This is a genomic window from Burkholderia sp. JPY481 (assembly GCF_038900515.1).
In the GTDB taxonomy this organism is placed as follows: Bacteria; Pseudomonadota; Gammaproteobacteria; order Burkholderiales; family Burkholderiaceae; genus Paraburkholderia; species Paraburkholderia youngii.
Map to the genome: position 1 here is coordinate 746,257 of NZ_JAYMRT010000002.1, position 14,215 is coordinate 760,471.

Consider the following 14,215-nt stretch of genomic DNA (forward strand, 5'->3'; position numbering starts at 1 on the left):
CGATTTAGGCGACCGACTGCGCAGCCGGATTTTTTCAGGCAAATCCCCGACGACTACGACGGAACGCCGGGATGCATGGGTAGCCTGAACTGAACGCGCGCGCCGCGTGGGCAGCACCCACTGACCCACAGTCGGCCGCGGTGCGCATCGATGATCGAACGCGAGATAGAAAGTCCCATGCCACGGTGGCCGCCCGCGTGCAGACGAAACGCCGGCGGCGATGCGCATCTGCTCAACGCGAACATTCCACCCCGGAGTGCCGGTGCGCGACACCCCGGCTCACGCGAAAAGGTCACACAGTCTGATTGGTGCTGCCCGAGCAACATCGTGAGCCGGTTGCCGCGTCTACCGGTTGGGATCATGGGGTCCTAAGATGCCTTCGTGCGGGTTCGATGCTGCTGAACGCATCCCCCACGCCACACATATCTGCTCATTTCAACCAGGAGGCATCATGTCGCAGCGTATCAACTACATCCAGCAATCGCCGGAACTATTCAAGAAGTTTCTGGAGTTCAGCAATCTGTTGAAAGAGAGCGCGATCGAAGAATCGGTTCGCGATCTCGTATCGATTCGCGCTTCGCAACTCAACGGGTGTGCGTTTTGCCTCGACATGCACGTAAAGGAAGCGAAGATTCACGACGAGCGCGAATTGCGCATTCATCATCTCACGGCCTGGCGTGAATCGACGCTGTTCGCTCCGCGTGAACGCGCCGCGCTCGCCTGGACCGAAGTGCTCACGAAGCTTCCGGAGCAAGGCGTGCCTGACGATATCTACGAGCGCGTGCGCACGCAGTTCAGCGAAAAGGAACTCTCGGACCTGACGTTCGACATCATGGCGATCAACGCGTGGAATCGCGTGAACGTTGCGTTCAGGACCGTGCCGGGTTCGGCCGATAAAGCGTACGGCCTCGACAAGGCGAATCTGAGCTGAGCGCATCCTCTACACGTTTCGTTGGCACCGGTCCGCACGGGCCGGCTCATACTGGAGCACACGAATATGCTTCGCCTGAAGAAAGCCCCACTCGTGACCTTGCTTGCCGTGGGCGCGTCGCTGGGCATCGCTCACGCTGGCACGCCCGCTGAGGCCATTGTCACTCCACTGATGACGCAACGCCTTGGCGATTATCCGGGCAAAGAAGCCTTGATGATTAGCGTCGAATATCCGCCGGGAGCCGAGGACCCCGTGCATCGCCATCACGCGCACGGTTTCATCTATGTGCTGGAGGGATCCATCGTCATGCAGGTCAAGGGTGGCAAGGAAGTAACGCTGACGCCCGGCCAGACCTTCTACGAAGGTCCGAACGACGTGCATACGGTGGGGCGCAACGCCAGCCAGACGCAGCCGGCGAAGTTCGTCGTGCTGCTGCTCAAGAACCAGGGCGCGCCGGTTTTGGTTCCCGAGAAACAGGGCCATTGACTGTCGCGACGGCGGCATCCGCCAAAACGTTCGCACGGGTGAACGCGTCAGCGCACGCGTACCACCCGTTCGTCGCTTGCGTTGTATAGCGGCCCGGCTCCGGCCGGCGCACGTCTCTTTTGTTTCGCGACTCAGCAGCGTGCTGCACGTGACGGTCTTCCGATCCTCTCGACCCCGGCATTCGGCGCCAGATTGCAGCGCTGCTGCCGAGTGACTGTCATACACCGATATCCCGAGATTGACGGGCTCACGCCATTGCGTCAGCCCGTCACCCAACACACGTTCAAACGAGGCGGGTCTGATTGCGCAGGCGCAGTCTAGCGCCGCCGTATTGTCCAATTGCCCCCGCTCGAACCACGCATAGCCTATAAGGCCACGAAGTGCAGCACCGCGGTACGGCGTTCGCAATAGGTATTCATGACCTAATCAGATTGTCATTTCTTGTACCTTCCGATTTCGCCGCTGAATTCGTAAAGTTATCTTTTCGACGCGAATCCCGGCGATTTCAACCAGTCATTCGAGTCATGCGATTTGCGAGAAACACAGGCACACTTTCCGCGCCGAACCACGAACTCTGGTTTTCAGAAACCGAGTTCGTGCATACCTGAAACTACGACTTGCAGTTCGTTCGCGGTACTCGGGACACCGCGGGCGTAAATCCTGAATTATGAGTATTTGGGCGCGCGATCCTACTTAACCGGGGAACCGTAGGGTGGACACATTAGGTACCCTCAGCATATTTGTACACGCGGCGGAGACCCGCAACTTCACGCGAACTGCTCAGCGGCTCGGCCTCTCCGCGTCAGCGATTGCAAAATCGATTGCCCGTCTCGAAGACCGGATGGGCATCCGCCTGTTTCATCGCAGCACCAGAAACGTAATGCTTACCCACGAGGGCGAAGTGCTCCTGGAAAGCTGTCGACGGATCATCGAAGAACTGGAGATGATCGAGGAGCGCTTTACCAGGAGAGGAAAGGCTCCGAGCGGCAGGCTACGCGTGATTGCGCAGATTCCCAGTGCCTATCTCGCCCCGGTACTCCGCAAGTTCATCGTTGCCTTTCCAGAAATAGAACTCGATATCGAGTGGGGAACTGGCGCTGCCGGTTTGATAGAAAGCGGATTCGATGTTGCAATCTGTCCCGGCCTCGATACAGACTCCCGACTGATGTCGAAGCACCTTGGGTACTCCAAGGTTTGTATTGCGGGTGCCGCATCCTATTTCGAGCGCTGCGGAATACCTGCGACACCGCAAGACCTTGCGCATCACGTCTGCATTCATCTGAAAGATGCCGGAAAGCTGATCCGATGGCCACTCGGGCTCAGCGAATCGGACGCCGGCGAACCGCCTGTCTCTATGGCGGTTTCGATGCTTGGCGCACTGGTCAATCTGGTGGAGTGCGGGTCCGGCATCGCATGCCTGCCGGAATTCGCGATCGAGCGGCAATTGAAGGATGGCTCAATGCGGCGCGTGCTGGGAGACCATGTTTCTGGCAGTTACCAGTGCGTGGCAGTGTGGCCATCCAGTCGGCATATGGCGACGAAAATACGGGCATTCGTGGACTTCGTGGCTAATAACCTATTCGGCGAGGCGAAGGGCGACGAAGCCTGACGCTAGCCTTTGGCCTGCCAGCGACGCGAGCCGCTATCCGGCACGTGTATGCCTTATGCCTCCAACGATAGCGGCTCCGTGATGTCCATGCGATCGGTTCGTTCGCATCCGGCGTTGCAAGTGACGTCGGCCTACGTGATCGCCAGGATGCGAGCCGGCGCCCGCTAAGTCATCTTGACGCTCCCGGAAAAGTACGCATTACTTGTGCGTTTGCAGCTCCGATCGAGTTGCGCTCTCTCCCGATGCATCCAGCGCTTCGAGCGCATTTCGAACACCCGTGCCATACAGCGGGTCTGCCTTCGTACAGTGAGCTATGTGCAACTCCCGGACCGGGCGTGAAACGCCGCGCATTGCGCGTGCGGTGTTCTCGAACAGGGCTTTCTGTTGTGCTGGCGACATTAAACGGAACAGATCGCCGGGCTGGGAATAGTAGTCCTCGTCAACTCTATGGTTCCAGTGGGCGGCTGCTCCCTCAATGGAGAGCGGCGGTTCGCTATAGTCGGGCTGATCGAGCCAGGCTCCGCGCGTATTCGGATTGTAGGAAGGCGTGCCACCTCGATTGCCGTCGACACGAAGCAAGCCGTCTCGATGATAACTGTTGTAGTGGCTGGTACCGCGCGGAGAATTCACTGGGATCTGATGATGGTTCACCGTTAGTCGGTATCGCTGCGCATCGCCGTAAGAGAATAATCGCCCCTGCAACATCTTGTCAGGGGAGAAGCTGATGCCCGGCACAACGTTTGCGGGATTGAACGCCGCCTGTTCGACATCCGCGAACCAGTTTTCCGCATTTCTGTTGAGTTCGAACTCGCCAACTTCAGTTAGCGGGTAGTCCTTTTTCGACCAAACCTTCGTGAGATCGAACGGATTGACCTTATAGGTGGCGGCCTCCTTTTCCGGCATGATCTGGAAATACAGTTTCCAGCGCGGAAATTCTCCTCGTTCGATGGCCTCGTAAAGATCACGATGATGCGTCTCGCGGTCGGCCCCAACCAGTGCGTTCGCCTCCTCGTCGGTTATGTTCTGAATGCCTTGCTGCGTCGACATATGAAACTTGACCCAGAACCGCTCGTTATTCGCGTTGAGGAGGCTGAATGTATGGCTGCCAAATCCATGCATATGCCGGAAGCTGCGCGGAATACCACGATCGCTCATGACAATCGTGACTTGATGCAGCGCTTCGGGAAGCTGGGTCCAAAAGTCCCAGTTGCTGTCGGCATTGCGCAGGCCGGTTCGCGGATCACGCTTGACGGCGTGGTTGAGGTCCGGGAATTTGAGCGGATCACGGAGAAAAAAGACCGGTGTGTTATTGCCGACGAGGTCCCAGTTTCCTTCTTCCGTGTAGAACTTCAGGGCGAATCCACGAATGTCGCGTTCGGCATCGGCCGCGCCGCGCTCACCCGCAACGGTCGAGAATCGCGCGAACATTTCAGTTTTCTTGCCGACGGACGAGAAGATTTTTGCCCGCGTGTATTGGGTGACGTCATGCGTCACGGTGAATGTACCGAATGCCCCGGATCCCTTTGCGTGCATGCGACGCTCAGGAATCACTTCCCGGTCAAAATGCGCGAGTTTCTCAAGGAGCCAGACATCCTGAAGCAGGGCAGGACCTCTGGGTCCTGCGGTTTGCGTGTTCTGGTTATCCGGCACCGGTGCGCCAAATGCAGTCGTGAGCTTGCCCATTGTGAAGTCTCCAGGAATGGGTTGATTGGGGAATAGGGGAACCACCGTGCGAACAGGCCTGGATTCAGCGCAATTACGTTGCCCGGCATTGCAGGCATCATGCGACGCAATACCTGGCGGAACATCCTGCAAAAAAGAACGTAATACAGAAACCGAACGGTTTAGTTGAATCGATCGGCTATTACGTGCCCGTTCTCGAGCATGATAATTTGAGCAGTGAGGTTCGCGCGCTGGAGCTGCGTCGTGAAAATGCAACGAAGGTAAGCACGACCCCGATCTCTACCAGCGTCGAAAAGATGGAATCTATGACTGCAGTCGTCGTTATTCGCTATTCGGCTTTATGTCGCCACGGACGATCACGACAAAACCGCGCGATGCCGGGGTAGCTTGAACTGAACGAGCGCGCCGCATGGAGAGCACTCACTGACCCACAGTCGGCCGCGGTGCGCATCGATGATCGAACGACAGATCGAAAGCCCCATGCCAAGGCCCGTGGACTTCGTGGTGTAGAACGCGGTGAATGCGCGTTCGGCGCCGTCCGGACCAAAGCCCGGACCCGAGTCGCGCACCGTCACGAGCACGCACGCGCCGTCGACTTCACCGGTACTGATATGCACCTGTCGCACCCCATCGATGCCGCTCATTGCCTCCAGCGCATTGATGATCAGGTTGAGCATGACCTGCTGCAGTTCCACACGGTCGCCTTCGACGAAGGGCAAACACTCTGCAAGCTGCATCACGAGCAGGGCGCCGCATTTCCTTGCTTCGCCCCGCACGAGTTCGACGATCTCGCGGATCGCCTCGTTGATGTTCACCGGCTCCTTTTTCCGTGGCGCCTTTCTGATCAGTTGCCGCAGTCGCCCGAGCACCTCGCCGGCGCGGTTGCCATCCCTGAGGATGCCGTCGAGCGCCAGGCCGACCTCGGTGAGGTTGGCGGGCTCGCGGTTCAGCCATCGCAATCCGGCTTCTGCATGGGCCACCGTCGCGGCGATGGGTTGATAGACTTCGTGAGCAATCGAGGCCGCGAGCTGCCCCATAGTCGCCACGCGGTTCGCGTGCGCCAGATCGGTCTGTACTTCGCGGTAGCGCTGCTCGCTCTCGCGGATTTTTTGTTCCGCCTGCTTCTGCTCGGTCAGATCGAGTACGAACGCCAGGCCTTCCCGGCCGCTTGCGTCGAACGCAGCGAGGCCCACAATAATGGGAACGCGACTGCCGTCCTTCCTGATGTATTCCATTTCGAACGGCTTGGTGCGGCCAGTTTCCGTTAACTCGATGCGCGCGCGGATCGCGTCGTCATGCTTTTCCGGTGGCGTCAGATCCAGCCAGCGGACGCGGCCAGAGACCAGATCGTCGCGGTCATAGCCCACCATGCGCAGAAATACATCATTGGCTTCGAGGATATTCCCGTCGGCATGCCAGACATTGATCCCAATGATGTTGGCATCGACGAGACGCCGGATCTTTGCTTCGCTTTCCGCGACATCGCGGTACAAACGGGCATTTTCGAGCGAAATCGCAGCCTGCGAGGCCACGAGCTTCAGCACGGCGATCCGGGCCGGGCTGAACACGCGGGCAGTGAGGTTGTTCTCGAGGTAGAGCGCACCCATGAGCTTGGCTGCGTTCATCAAGGGCAGGCACAGAATGGACCGGGCGCGATGCAGACGGACGTAGGGATCCGCGGCAGCCATGGGATCCGTTGCGGCATCGTCCAGAAAGATAGTCTCGCGCGTACGCAAGACCTGGTTGAGGATCGACTCCGGCAACATCGCTGCGGTGAGCGGGGCGTCGGAGAGCTGCACGTGGACCGCGTCGCCGGCGGTGGTGGCTTCCGCAGCGATCCGATGGCCGCCCGCATTCGACAGGATCAGCAAGCCCCGTTCGGCGCCCGCCTGCTCGATCGACGTGCGCATGACCATGCCGAGCAGCTTTTCCAGATGGATCTCGCCGGAAGCCGCCTGCGACACCTTGATCACGGTCGCCAGATCGAGGTGCTCGATGGGTGCCGCGATCGTATTCGTCGGTCCGGTCGCCGCCGCCTCGTCGGTTCTCAAGTACGGATACTGTTCCTCGAGTTGCCGCGCCTTGCCGATGGCGCCCCAACGCAGATAGCCATTGTGGGCGTCCTGCATGCAAACGCGCGCAAACTTGCGAAGATCGCGTGCGGCATAAAAGCGGGACGCAAGTTCGTTGGCCAGTGCCTCGACGTGCGCGAAATCGCTATCCTGCGCCAATCGGATGGCTTGTTCGTAGAGCATTTCGGCGTCGATCACGCGGTCTTCGATGCGGGCGATCTCGGCGCCGACCAGCGCGGTATGGCTTGCGAAGTTCTCCGCGCAAAGATCTGCCCAGATACTCAGTTGCTTTTGATGGGCGCGCAGCGTGTCAAGGTGCTGCGTACGCTCGCCAGCCGGGATGGCGTCGATCCGGCCAGCCCACGCCAGCGCGGCATAGAAGCAATATTCAGCCTCCTCGGTGAACGAGTACATGACCCAGCCTAGCTCATTCGCCTGTGCAGCCGCGTGCGTGGCCGCCTCATAGTCGCCGGCAAGATAGCGTGCCTGTAGCTTCCGAATCCAATACATGCACACGTACGACACGGAGGTTTGAGACAGGTGACGTTCTGTGTGAAGCTCGTCGAACTCGGCGCAATCGAAGCTGCCGAACCCCGGTGTCAGGCCGCGGAGCGTCCGGATCAGTGCGAGCTGCAGCCCACTAAAGGCTGTGACCATCGGAAACTGCACTCTCTCGCAGTATGCGATGCCGGATTCTGTCTCCCGGTGCGCCTCGGATAGTGGTGCGCCGGTTACAAGCAGGGTCGAGACGACGTGATTGCGTGAGAACGCCCCCCACGGAATATCGCCGGTCCGATTGGCCATGTCGAAAACGCGGTGCATCTGCTCTGCGCAATTGCGCATGGGTTGAACCAGGCGCGCAGCATACATGTAGTAGGACAGATACGTGCGCGCTTTGTAGCGTTCGAGGCCACGCCGTTCGACCAGTTGGCAGCCGAGCTCGCCGAACTGGAAACCGGCCTGATAGTCGCCGAAAACGCGTCCGGCGAACCTCGGAAAATTAGCGTAGGCCACGGACGAGGCGTCGCTATTGCCGTGCTCGAGGCTCAGCGTGATTGCCTTGCAGATCGTCAGGCAAGCGAGGTTCCCGTCGCTGTGGAGGGCAGGCGGGACTAGCGAGATCACTGCATCGATGGTTGCGAGGGCGACCGCGTCCTGCATCGGCGGCAGATCGATGAGCTCCTCGATGGCCCGCTCCCCAAGTAGCGGCCAGATGCGCTCGTATTCGCTGCGCACGGCCGCGTCGTCCGGATGCGGTGACCAGTCGATGCCCACATGCCGAAGGAAGGCGAGGCACACAGCGACCCCGATCTCGCGCTTGCCGAGCATCAGGAAGACATCCATCTGCAAGCACGCGACCCGGGCGCGCTCGACGGTGGTCGTAGCACGCCTCGATAACTCCGCCAGTCGCGTTTCGGCAGCCAGCAGTTGTCCCGTCAGGAGCTCGCATTCGGCCCGGTTCAGCTCCAGTGCAAAGGTCAACTCATGCCGGCGTTCCCGGCCATTGTCATTCAACAGATCGGCGCCGGCGCTGAAATAGGCGAGCGCCGAGGCATAGGCTGCCGACGCCCTGGCGCGCTGGCCAGCGCGCAGATTGAGTTCGGCCAGTTGCTCGCGTTCATCCCGTTCGGTGATCAGCACGGCGCCGCGATTGAGCTGCCCGACGATTTCGAAGATCGCTTCCTCGCGTTTTTCCGCCGGGGCCTGCGCGATGAGCAGGCGGCCGATCCGCAGATGCGCGTCGGCGCGCGATGATTCAGGAATCAGGGAATAGGCGGCCTGATGAACCCGGTCGTGAACGAACGCGTAGGCGCCTTCGAGCCGCACGACGAGTTCCTGGCGAACCGCCTCCCAGACCACGGCGTGAATCCCCGCCTCCGGCATGCCGAGCACGGCCGACAGGGTCGCGATGTCCGCGGTGTTCCCGAGACAGGCAAGCTGCTGCAGCGCGCGTTGCGTCGCGGGCGGCAGGCGCGTCAGCTTGCCGGCCATCAGGTCCACGACGTTGTCGGTGTAACCGCTGGCGTGGATGCGTTCGGTATCCCAGCGCCACTGCCGCGCATCGTGATCGAATGCCAGCAGACCGCCTTCGGCCAGCGCGTGCAGGAACTGGATCACGAAGAACGGATTACCACCGGTCCGGTCGGTCACGAGGCGCGCCAGTGGCGCAAGTTTTTCAGGCGCACAGTGCAGCGCGTCCGCGATCAGATTCCCGATGTGCGCACCGGTCAGCGGCGCGAGCCGGATTTCCCCGATCTTCGCGCCCGCGCTGCGGATCGCTGCAAGCCGGGCTGTCAGCGGATGAGCGGCATCCACCTCGTTGTCGCGATAGGCGCCGATGACCATCAGGTAGCGCAGTTCCGGCTGGATCAGCAGGTCCACGAGCAGGTCCAGGGTCGCTGCGTCGAGCCACTGCAGGTCGTCGAGGAACAGTGCGAGCGGATGGTCGGCCTGAGCGAATACGCCGATGAAACGCCGGAACACCTGCAGGAAGCGCTGTTTCGCCTGTTGTGGTTCGAGCTCCGGGACCGCGGGCGGCTCGCCGATGATCAGCTTCAGTTCGGGGATCAGTTCGCTCACCAGCGCCGCATTGGGCGAGAGCGCGTCCAGCAATGCGGCACGCCAGCCCGCCAGCTCCGTTTCGGACTTGCCCAGAAGCATGCGCACCAGGCTTTGAAATGCCTGGATCAGCGTTGCATACGGAATATCGCGCTTGTACTGGTCGAACTTGCCGGATGCAAACAATCCCCGTGGCGGCACGAGGATCTTGTGCAGTTCATTGACCACCGACGATTTGCCGATGCCCGAATACCCGGAAACCAGCACGAGTTCGGGTGTGCCGGTCTCGACAATACGGGTGAAGGTGCTGACCAGGGTCTCGACTTCCCGCTCACGTCCGTAAAGCTTCTCGGGGATCATCAGCCGGTCGGGGGTGCCGTGCTCGTCCAGCGGAAAGTCGTCGATGCGGCGCTGACGCTCCCAGTCGGCGAGGCAGCGCCGCAGATCATGCTCGACACCGGCAGCGGTCTGGTAGCGCTCCTCGGCGGTCTTGGCGAGCAGCTTCATGACGATGCGGGAGATGACGGCGGGGATGGCTTCCACCCGCGCATTGGGTGCCAATGGCGTTCTGGCGATATGGCAGTGCACCCATTCCATCGCGTCCGTGGCGGCAAACGGCAAGACACCCGTGAGCATCTGATAGAACGTGACGCCGAGCGCATACAGATCGCTGCGCGAATCGATCGAGCGATTCATCCGTCCGGTCTGCTCGGGTGCCATGTAGGCGAGCGTTCCCGCGATGGTTTCGGGAGGCTCCGGCGCCTGCCGCTCGCGCGGCAGTCGCGAGGCCAGGCCGAAGCCGGTCAGCCGCGCCTGTTCGTCGGCGCAATGCACGAGGATATGCGCGGGCTTCAGATCCTTATGGATCAGGCCGCGCTGGTGAAGCTTGCCGAGGGCGGCGGCAATGCCAATGGCGAGTTCCAGGAAATAGCCAATCTCCATGGGCGTGCCGAGCAGACGCGCGAGCGGCTCGCCGCCGGGGTCCTCGAGCGCCAGCACGGTCTGGCCGCCTTCGCGCACCAGCCTCAGCGGCCGTACCGCCCACGCACTGTCAAGCTCGTCCTTCAGCCCGAACTCGTGGGCAAGACGATCGAGACTGGCGGGCATCGGCTGGTCAGCGGCAAGCCGTGCGAGCAGCACACTCTGGCCGGCGACCACCGGGAACTGTTCTCGCGAGAAAATGCGCTCGCCGTCGTCCCATAGAACATTTCTTTTCTGATCCATCGGAGTCGCAACGAGATAGGTCAAATTCTGCGGATACAGGCACTTCGGAAGAATACACGTTCCTTATGGCGGCGTCATTGGTAATGCGGATCATTATCAACGGGGGCGCAAGTAGCAGCATCATGCGTGAATCCTTTCCCCGGCATCATTCGCACGTACGGCAGTGACAGCGCGATCAGGTCCTTTTCGATCTCACCTTCGGGTGCGAACGTGGTGCAGCTACACGGACGGACGCGGCAGGCGTGGCCTTCCATCCAACCAGTTGTGCCGTGACGAAATCCATGAATACCCTTGCGCGCATTGGAATGTCCCGTCCAAAGGCATGAAGCGCATGCACGGGCACGGCCGCCAGCGCCTCGTCCTGCAGCACGGTGCGTAACCGTCCGGCAGCGAGGTCATCTCGCACGGCGATCGCCAGAATCTGCGCAATACCCAGTCCATTCAACGCTGCCACCCGCATTGCGTCGCCGCTGTCCGCGTCGAACACGCCGTCGACAGCGACAGTCGTTCCATCTGCGAAGATCACGGGATACGCGCGCCCGTTGAGGCGATAGCGCACGTGTCGATGCGCGATGAGATCCGCGATCCTCCGCGGTGTTCCGTGTTCACGCAGATAAGCCGGCGCAGCCACCAGCACCAGCGGCAACTCTGCAATGGTGTGCGCATGCAGACCGCTATCTCCCAGCCATCCTGCTCTGATCGCGATATCGAAGCCATCGCGGATCAGATCGACATGGCGATCGCTGACGCTCACATCGAGCGCGAGTTCCGGATGTTTCGTCATGAGTTGCCGGGTGAGCGGGTCCAGCAAAAGGCGCCCTAACTCGCCTGGCAGGCTCACGCGCAATCTTCCCGTGGCGGTCGCGGGAGAGCGCAGAACTTCGTCTGCACTCTCCAGGCCGCGCACGAGCGGAGCGACTCGCTCGTAGTACGCCTGCCCTTCCGCGCTCAGGAGGAAGGCGCGCGTCGACCGTTGAAACAACCTGACGCCCAGGCGCTTTTCGAGCCTCGCGATGCTTTTGGACACTGCGGAAGGGGTGGTGCCTAACGTTTGCGCTGCACTCGTGAATGAGCCAGTCTCGACGGCGCGGACGAATGCGGCAAGACCATTGAAATTTTCGACAGACATGATGACAGAACGGAACAAGTGAAATGATCATCGTGTGACTTTAGCGCCTTCGCAGCCGTTGCTACATTCCGGCTGTACGCCAGATCGGCGAAATAGGACGAGGAAAGAAAATGAATCGGCTCGCAAATAAGGTCGCCGTCGTCACAGGCGCGAATAGCGGAATTGGGTTGGCGACAGCCAGGCTGTTGGTCGAGGAGGGTGCGAATGTGATCGTGGTAGGCCGCCGGGCAGATGCGGTCAATGCGGCCGTATCCGAACTTGGAGATAGGGCGATCGGGTTGACGGGCGATCTCGCGAACCCGCAAACGCACGATGAGGTGGCCTCGCTGGTTTCCCGCCGTTTCGGCGGACTCGATATCTACTTCGCCAATGCGGGAATCAATACTATTGCGCCCTCGAGCGATGTGAGCCACGAATCGTACGACCTTCACTTCACGACTAACACCAGAGCCGTCTTTTTTGGCGTCCAGAAAATCGCACCGTTGATGCGCGAGCACGGCGCCATTCTGCTGACCAGTTCGATTGCGAGTTCGAAGGTGTTCGAGGGGCACGCCGTCTATGCCGGCACCAAGGCCGCGATCGAGGCATTTGCGCGGAGTTGGGCGCTCGAATTCCAGGCACGTGGCATTCGCGTGAATGTCATCAGTCCGGGACCGGTCGATACGCCAATTCTCGGGAAACTCGGCATCGGGAGCGCCGAACGGCCCGCATTCGAGGCGGCCGTTGCAGGCCGCATTCCACTGGGTCGCCTCGGCCGTCCCGAAGAATTGGCGCGCGCGGCGCTCTTCCTTGTCAGCGACGAAAGCAGTTTCATCAGCGGCATCAATCTGAACGTCGATGGCGGTATGTCGCTGATATGAGTTGACCCGAAGTGATTAACGGCTCGTGAAATGAACGGCAAACAGCACATTCTCGTCCCGACTGGCTTGACGAGGTCTCCCCCGGCTTCGAGCGACGACTCGCTCGCATCCAGTTTCGCCACCAGCTATGCGGGCGTGATCTCCTTCCTCGCGGTAGTGAGCGAAGGCAGCTTCGCGAAGGCTGCCAGTCGGCTCGGCATCGGCCGCTCGGCTGTAAGCCGCAACGTCCAGAAACTCGAAGCGCAAATCGATGCGCGGCTCCTGCTGAGGACCACGCGCAGCACGGCATTGACACGCGAAGGCGAACTTTTCTATCAGAACTGCAACCCCGCTGTCGAGCGCATCGTCCAGGCTCTCGCGGACATGCGCGAACTTCGCCAGGGTCCGCCGCGCGGCCAGTTGCGCGTCTGCTCGACGACGGGCTTCGGCCGCACGATCGTCGCGCCGCTGCTCAGCGGCTTCTGTACGGCGTACCCCGATATTGCGCTCGACTTCATGCTCAAGGACGGCCCCGTCGAATTCACAACGGAGCGTATCGACGTCGCGTTTCGTGACGGCAAGCTTGACGACAGCCAGGTCGTCGCCAAACAGCTGATCCCGATGCAGATGATCGTGTGTGCGTCGCCGGAATACGCGCGCGCCCACGGTTTGCCGCGCTCCGTCGAGGACCTCGAGATGCATCGCTGCATCAATCTCCGTCTTGCTTCGGGCCGTATCGCCGGATGGGAATTCAAGGTCGGCGGCGTGAGCCGTAAAGTGGTCCCGAAGGCCGTGCACGTTCTCAACGATGCGGATCTGATGCTGCAGGCAGTGCTTGCGGGCCACGGCATTGCCCAGCTCGCAGCCTACCAGGTGAGCGAACTGCTGCGCGGGAAGCGTCTGTACGCGTGCCTTGCACAGTACGCGCCCGACGACCGCGGTCATTACGCGTGCTATCTGAGCCGCAAGCATTTGCCGTCGCGCATTCGGGTCTTTATCGATTACATGACCGAGCAGATCCGCGCGCTCGATCTGCAATGTCCAACTGAAGTCGTTCCTCCAGCCTGTTGTCCTTGATTGTTGATGCGATGACAACACGGTGAGCCCGTGCTCAGGGCTACTGCCGCTCGCACATGGCGCCTAGGATTTCACCTGACGTGGAGCGCTTTTCCGGACGCTCACGTTGGCATGCGAATCCGACTTAGCTTGAAGAACACGCAACGATGCAAGAGGAGCCCGAATATGGAGGCGCAGTCGAATATTCTCGATCCGTGGCTGATGACTATTGGCATCCTTGGGCAACTGTCGGGTGAGAAGAGCTCGGGAAGCAACGTTGCATCGGAGTGGACGCGATGGTCGGAACGTTCGGCAGGAAAGCGGGCAGACGGACTGACAATCCGCTTTTTGGAGCGTGCCACGACAACGAGCGTCACGCTCGCGTGGCTGGACCCGTTGCGATGTGTCTACGGAAACCAGGAATGGCACCTGATTCGTGCTCGTCACTCAGGAGTATGTGCAGTCAGCGGTCGCCAGATCCAGTTCGACGAGTACGTTTACCGGCCCCAACGTAGGCGCCCTCAGGCCGTGAACGCAGACGCGATGATCCTTAAAGACGAATTGGAGAAGCGCTTGTAAGCGAATGCGGCAAGCGCTGCCGGGAATCGGGCTGACCGTCTTCGGGTC

The 14,215-nt window shown here is 60.6% G+C and carries 10 protein-coding genes; 6 read left to right on the forward strand and 4 right to left on the reverse strand.

Annotation, left to right across the window (positions count from 1 at the left end):
• Positions 1–53: 53 nt before the first annotated feature.
• The gene (locus VSR82_RS08905; RefSeq protein ID WP_498857636.1) at positions 54–362 is read right to left on the reverse strand and encodes an ATP-binding protein; all 309 of its coding nucleotides are present in this window, start codon (positions 360–362) and stop codon (positions 54–56) included.
• Positions 363–451: 89 nt separating this feature from the next.
• On the opposite strand from VSR82_RS08905, the gene VSR82_RS08910 reads away from it, so the two are divergent.
• From VSR82_RS08910 to VSR82_RS08920, 3 genes are all read left to right on the forward strand, one after another.
• Positions 452–931: a carboxymuconolactone decarboxylase family protein gene (locus VSR82_RS08910; RefSeq protein ID WP_368585527.1), complete on the forward strand. Its 480-nt coding sequence runs from the start codon at positions 452–454 to the stop codon at positions 929–931.
• A gap of 66 nt (positions 932–997) precedes the next feature.
• Complete coding sequence (locus tag VSR82_RS08915) at positions 998–1,417, forward strand: cupin domain-containing protein (RefSeq protein ID WP_368585528.1); 420 nt, start codon at positions 998–1,000, stop codon at positions 1,415–1,417.
• A 712-nt stretch (positions 1,418–2,129) separates the two neighbouring features.
• Positions 2,130–3,026, forward strand: coding sequence for a LysR family transcriptional regulator (locus tag VSR82_RS08920; RefSeq protein ID WP_429455961.1), 897 nt, complete (start codon positions 2,130–2,132; stop codon positions 3,024–3,026).
• A 198-nt stretch (positions 3,027–3,224) separates the two neighbouring features.
• Here the strand turns inward: VSR82_RS08920 and VSR82_RS08925 are convergent, their stop codons facing one another.
• From VSR82_RS08925 to VSR82_RS08935, 3 genes are all read right to left on the reverse strand, one after another.
• Positions 3,225–4,709 carry a catalase gene (locus tag VSR82_RS08925; RefSeq protein ID WP_429455960.1) on the reverse strand — a complete coding sequence of 495 codons (1,485 nt, stop codon included), beginning with the start codon at positions 4,707–4,709 and terminating at the stop codon, positions 3,225–3,227.
• A gap of 356 nt (positions 4,710–5,065) precedes the next feature.
• The gene (locus VSR82_RS08930; protein WP_498857637.1) at positions 5,066–10,564 is read right to left on the reverse strand and encodes a trifunctional serine/threonine-protein kinase/ATP-binding protein/sensor histidine kinase; all 5,499 of its coding nucleotides are present in this window, start codon (positions 10,562–10,564) and stop codon (positions 5,066–5,068) included.
• A 175-nt stretch (positions 10,565–10,739) separates the two neighbouring features.
• The gene (locus tag VSR82_RS08935; RefSeq protein ID WP_429455958.1) at positions 10,740–11,693 is read right to left on the reverse strand and encodes a LysR family transcriptional regulator; all 954 of its coding nucleotides are present in this window, start codon (positions 11,691–11,693) and stop codon (positions 10,740–10,742) included.
• 110 nt (positions 11,694–11,803) lie between these two features.
• Between VSR82_RS08935 and VSR82_RS08940 the strand changes: the two genes are divergently transcribed.
• From VSR82_RS08940 to VSR82_RS08950, 3 genes are all read left to right on the forward strand, one after another.
• Positions 11,804–12,553, forward strand: a complete 750-nt coding sequence (locus VSR82_RS08940) for an SDR family NAD(P)-dependent oxidoreductase (RefSeq protein WP_410850634.1) — start codon at positions 11,804–11,806, stop codon at positions 12,551–12,553.
• Between the two features lie 30 nt (positions 12,554–12,583).
• Positions 12,584–13,609: a LysR family transcriptional regulator gene (locus VSR82_RS08945; RefSeq protein WP_429455957.1), complete on the forward strand. Its 1,026-nt coding sequence runs from the start codon at positions 12,584–12,586 to the stop codon at positions 13,607–13,609.
• Positions 13,610–13,774: 165 nt separating this feature from the next.
• Positions 13,775–14,167 carry a DUF3331 domain-containing protein gene (locus tag VSR82_RS08950; protein WP_368585100.1) on the forward strand — a complete coding sequence of 131 codons (393 nt, stop codon included), beginning with the start codon at positions 13,775–13,777 and terminating at the stop codon, positions 14,165–14,167.
• The last annotated feature ends 48 nt before the right edge of the window (positions 14,168–14,215 follow it).